5 protein-coding genes are annotated in these 4,581 nt (G+C 59.2%); 4 read left to right on the top strand and 1 reads right to left on the bottom strand.

The features are described 5' to 3' along the window. The 4 genes from WCA53_RS20800 to WCA53_RS20785 all read left to right on the top strand — a co-directional run. The coding region (locus WCA53_RS20800; protein WP_423915079.1) for a CitMHS family transporter at positions 1 to 1,300 on the top strand (1,300 nt) is incomplete at its 5' end. 25 nt (positions 1,301 to 1,325) lie between these two features. Further along, a complete protein-coding gene (locus tag WCA53_RS20795) occupies positions 1,326 to 2,684 on the top strand; it encodes an acyclic terpene utilization AtuA family protein (RefSeq protein ID WP_423915076.1) in 1,359 nt (452 codons plus the stop codon). 1 nt (position 2,685) lies between these two features. Further along, positions 2,686 to 2,997 carry an AtuA-related protein gene (locus WCA53_RS20790; RefSeq protein WP_423915074.1) on the top strand — a complete coding sequence of 104 codons (312 nt, stop codon included), beginning with the start codon at positions 2,686 to 2,688 and terminating at the stop codon, positions 2,995 to 2,997. A gap of 188 nt (positions 2,998 to 3,185) precedes the next feature. Continuing rightward, positions 3,186 to 3,572, top strand: a complete 387-nt coding sequence (locus WCA53_RS20785) for a nuclear transport factor 2 family protein (protein ID WP_423915073.1) — start codon at positions 3,186 to 3,188, stop codon at positions 3,570 to 3,572. Positions 3,573 to 3,578: 6 nt separating this feature from the next. Here the strand turns inward: WCA53_RS20785 and WCA53_RS20780 are convergent. Next, on the bottom strand, positions 3,579 to 4,581 hold a 1,003-nt coding region (locus tag WCA53_RS20780), incomplete at its 5' end, for a 4-hydroxyphenylpyruvate dioxygenase family protein (protein WP_423915071.1).

Genomic DNA, 4,581 nt, shown 5'->3' with positions numbered 1-4,581 from the left:
GCCATTACTGGGGCTGGCCACCATCATCGTCCTGCTAGGGGCGATTCTCTCGAAGCGCATGTCGCCGCTAGTCGCGCTCATTATCGTGCCGATCGCGGCTTCACTGATCGGCGGCTTCGGTTTTCGGACCAGTCAGTTCGTGATCGACGGCCTCAAGAATCTGGCGCCGGTCGTCGGCATGTTCGTATTCGCGATCCTGTACTTCGGCACAATCACTGACGCCGGAACCCTCGATCCAATCATCGACCGGATTCTCCGTGCAGTCGGAACCAAGCCGACGCGCATCGTGATGGGTACGACGCTGCTGGCGCTAATGATCCACCTCGACGGCTCCGGCGCGGTCTGCTTTCTTGTGACGATTCCGGCCATGCTGCCGCTGTACGACCGCCTGAAGATGGATCGGCGCGTGCTGGCTGCGGCAGTGTCGATGGCCGCCGGGATCAACTTTTTACCGTGGACCGGACCCATGATCCGGGCATCCGCGTCTTTGCACCTACCGATCTCGGCGCTCTTCAATCCGCTGATTCCGGTGCAGATCATCGGTCTCGTCTATGTATTCGGCATCGCATATTGGCTAGGAAGACGAGAAGAAAAGCGTCTCGGATATTCAAGCGTCAACGGTGCCATTCCCGCACCTAAGCGCGAAATCACGAAGGAAGAACAAGCGCTTCGACGCCCGAAGAATTTCTGGTTCAACATCGTACTGACGCTGATTGTTCTCGGCACGATGGTCGTGATGGGCGAGAAGATTCCGCCAGCAATCATGTTCATGGTCGGCTTGTGCATCGCGTTGATGGTGAACTATCCGAATGTGGACATGCAGAGGCAGCGTATTGACGCTCACGCGCGGGCCGCGCTGATGATGGCCGGCATTCTTCTCGCGGCAGGCGTATTCACCGGCGTCATGCAAGGCAGCGGTATGCTCAAGGCGATGGCGCAAGCCGCCGTTGGTTTCGTGCCGCCCGCGATGGCCGGTCATATTCCAGTCGCGCTCGGCCTGCTTTCCATGCCATTGAGCATGCTCTTCGATCCGGATTCGTTCTACTTCGGCGTACTGCCGGTGGTTGCCGAAGTCGCCGGGCAACTCGGCGTAGCGGCGGTACACGTTGGCCAGGCTGCGCTGCTAGGCCAGATGACTACCGGCTTCCCAGTCAGCCCGCTTACGCCCGCAACTTTCCTGGTGGTCGGCTTGTGCGGCATCGATCTCGCGGACCACCAGCGATACACATTCCCCCTGCTGTTCGGCGCGTCGATCGTCATGACGATTGCTTGCGTTGTACTGGGCATCTTCCCTCTGTGAACGCCAACCTGGAAGGAACATCGGCATGAACGCAATCCCTGATGAACGGCGCGTGCGACTCGGCGCAGGCGCGGGCTACTCGGGCGACCGGATCGAGCCGGCCGTCGAACTGGCTCGGTACGGCGCGCTCGATTACCTCATATTCGAGTGCCTGGCCGAACGCACCATCGCGATCGCGCAACAGGCGCGGCGACTCGATTCCGAACTCGGATACGACCCACTCCTCGAAGCGCGGATGCGCGCGGTATTGCCTGTTGCCACAAAGAACGGCGTGCGCATCATCTCGAACATGGGCGCAGCCAATCCACGCGCGGCCGCGCTTAAGACAGCGCAGATCGCACGCGAACTCGGTCTTAGCGGATTGAAGATTGCGGCAGTCACCGGCGACGATGTGCTCGACGTCGTTCGGCAAGGTGACTTCCGGTTTGAAGAGTCCGGCGAAAGTGTTGGCTCGTTCGACAGCCGCATTGTTTCCGCCAACGCTTATCTGGGCGCCGCGCCGATCGTGGACGCTCTCGCGAATGGCGCGGACATTGTGTTGACTGGACGCGTGGCCGATCCGTCGCTGTTCGTCGCGCCACTGATCCATGAGTTTGGCTGGAAGATGGACGACTGGACAAAGCTGGGGCAGGCAACCGTGGTCGGACATCTGCTGGAGTGCGCTGGCCAAGTGACGGGCGGCTACTTCGCCGATCCGGGCTTCAAGGACGTGCCGAATCTCGCACGGCTCGGCTTTCCGATTGGCGAAGTCAGTGCAGATGGCTCCGTCGTAATCACAAAGGTGTCGCATGCGGGCGGGCGTGTGACCGAGGCGACCTGCAAGGAGCAATTGATCTATGAGATCCACGATCCGCAGCGCTACCTGCAGCCAGACGTCGTCGCCGACTTCACGCAAATTCAGGTGGCCGAAGAGTCGGACAATCGCATTCGTGTGAGCGGCGGGCGGGGTACACCGCGTACGGGTACGCTAAAAGTGTCGGTGGCGTATGTGGATGGGTTTATCGGCGAAGGGCAGATTTCCTATGCCGGGCCCGGTGCAGTGGCGCGTGCGCGACTCGCCCTCGATATCGTGCGCGAACGGCTCGCTATCATGGGCGTCGCAACACGCGAATCGCGCTTTGATCTGATCGGTATAGACGCCCTGCATGGCGAGACCGCGGGGGCACGCAATGCGCAGCCCTACGAAGTCCGGGCTCGCGTCGTAGGTCGAACCGACTCAATGGCGCAAGCCATTCAAATTGGCAACGAAGTCGAGACGCTTTACACCAACGGGCCGGCCGGCGGCGGCGGTGTGACGAAAACGACGCGCGAGGTGATAGCCGTACAGTCCGTCTTGTTGCCCAGGGCGCACGCAAGGCCCTCATTTGAATTCGTGGAGGCTTGAAATGAAACTGCGGGAACTGGCTCACTCAAGAACGGGCGACAAGGGCAATACGCTTAACGTATCCGTCATTTGCTATGACGCCCGTCATTACGAACACTTGCGCGAGCAACTGACCCCGGAGCGTGTGAAAGCGCATTTGAGTGACGTCGTTCGCGGCGACGTCATGCGCTACGACTTGCCCAATCTGGCTGCCTTCAACTTCGTCCTTGGCAAGGCACTCGGAGGGGGGGTAACACGTTCGCTCGCCCTTGATGCGCACGGCAAGTCACTCAGTTCCGCGTTGATGGACCTGGATATCCTGGAACCTCGCTAGGCAAGACCTGAAACGCGCAGCATCCCTTAGTAGATGCCTGTTGACCTTGCTCGTTTCATGACCTATGTTTCAAGCCATCCCAAGTAACTACCAGGTTTTTTCGAGTCGCAGGGACCCGGCACCTGCGCAAGAAAACCAGTCTCGCCTTGAATAGCCGGTCATTAAACCGATGATTGAAGGAGACAAGCGTGAGCGCACATCTGGATATAGCGAAGGAAGCTTATGCGGCCTTTGGCCGTGGTGACATTGCGGCAATCTTGCCGGTCATCTCCGAGCAAGTCGAATGGAGAGTCGTGGGTCCGGACACGTTGCCTTTTCCCACGCTTTCCAAGACCCGCGACGAGGTGGCGAACTACTTCAAACAGTTGACCGAGGCAGAAGAGATCACTGCTTTCGAGCCCCGCGAATTTATCGATGGGGGGGACAAGATCGTGGTGCTGGGATTCGTCGCCGCAACGGTGCGCGAAACGAAAAAATCCTTTGAAACCGAGTGGGCTCACGTGATCACAATGAAGGACGGCATGGTGACGCGGTTCATTGAATTCTTCGACACGGCCGCCCACCCAACGACCTGAGCCCACTCATTCCAATCGGGCCTTTTCCAACGCAATCAGGTTGCCCTCGCCAAACCCGTGATGACCGCGGCGCTCAACGATCTCGAAGAACATGTCGCCGCGATCGCGCTCTATAAACGTCTGGAGAATCAGCCTGGGCTTTCCATCGGTGCCGATCACACCGTCGATGAGAATGGCGCGCGAACGTAGCGCCTCCACATCCAGCCCATGTCCGGGCAAACGCGAATCGAGCTGGTCGTAGTAGCGGGAAGGCGGCTCAACGAAGCGCAGGCCCCGCGCCCGAAGAATGTCGACGGACGAGAAAATGTCGCTGGATGCAAGCGCGATATGCTGGACGCCTTCGCCCGAGTGATCCGGCAAATAGTCCTTCATCAGGCCCTCCCGGTAACTCCCTTCTTCATAGACCGGAATACTGATTGTCTGGCAGGGTGAAACGATAACCGGTAGATCCTGCGCCACTTTCCAGTCCGGGTGGATTTCGTGGATCTCCCTGAAATGAAGGACGTCGCGATAAAAATCGAGCCAGTCCGCCAGCCGTCCCGCGCCTACCGTCTGCGTGAAATGATCGACGTTGCGTAAGCCTGCGTCGTTGGCATGAAGCGTCGCGCGAGCCTCATGCTCGTCGAGCCACGTGAAATCGATGTCGAAAATCGACTTCGACTTATCCTCGCCTGGGCGCTTTTGCCGGCCCTCCCAGTGGTCGACAAAATAGATATGCGAATCGCCAATGCCTTGAATCGCAGGTATCGACAATTCGTCAGGCCCGATCTTCTCGCCTTCGAAATCCCACGCGCCATATTCCAGGGCGCGCTCGTGCGATACCTGCGCGTCAAGCACGCGAATGCCGATGGCGCAAATCCCGACCCCGTGGCTTTGCGCGAACCGTTCAGCAAATGAGTCCGCCTCGGCGTTGAGCAGGAAGTTCATACGCCCCTGCCGAAACAGCGTGACGTCCTTACTGACATGCCGCGCCACTTGCGTAAAACCGAGCAGTTCGAAAAGCTGGCTC

Origin of the sequence: Caballeronia sp. (assembly GCF_049581465.1) — a bacterium.
Taxonomy (GTDB): domain Bacteria; phylum Pseudomonadota; class Gammaproteobacteria; order Burkholderiales; family Burkholderiaceae; genus Caballeronia.
The sequence above is the reverse complement of the archived record's forward strand: the minus strand, read 5'-3'. Positions and strand labels throughout refer to the sequence as shown.

Excerpts from the sequence above, each read along its gene's own strand:
- WCA53_RS20795 (WP_423915076.1), top strand. The coding sequence starts at position 1,326 with ATGAACGCAATCCCTGATGAACGGCGCGTGCGACTCGGCGCAGGCGCG.
- WCA53_RS20790 (WP_423915074.1), top strand. The coding sequence starts at position 2,686 with ATGAAACTGCGGGAACTGGCTCACTCAAGAACGGGCGACAAGGGCAAT.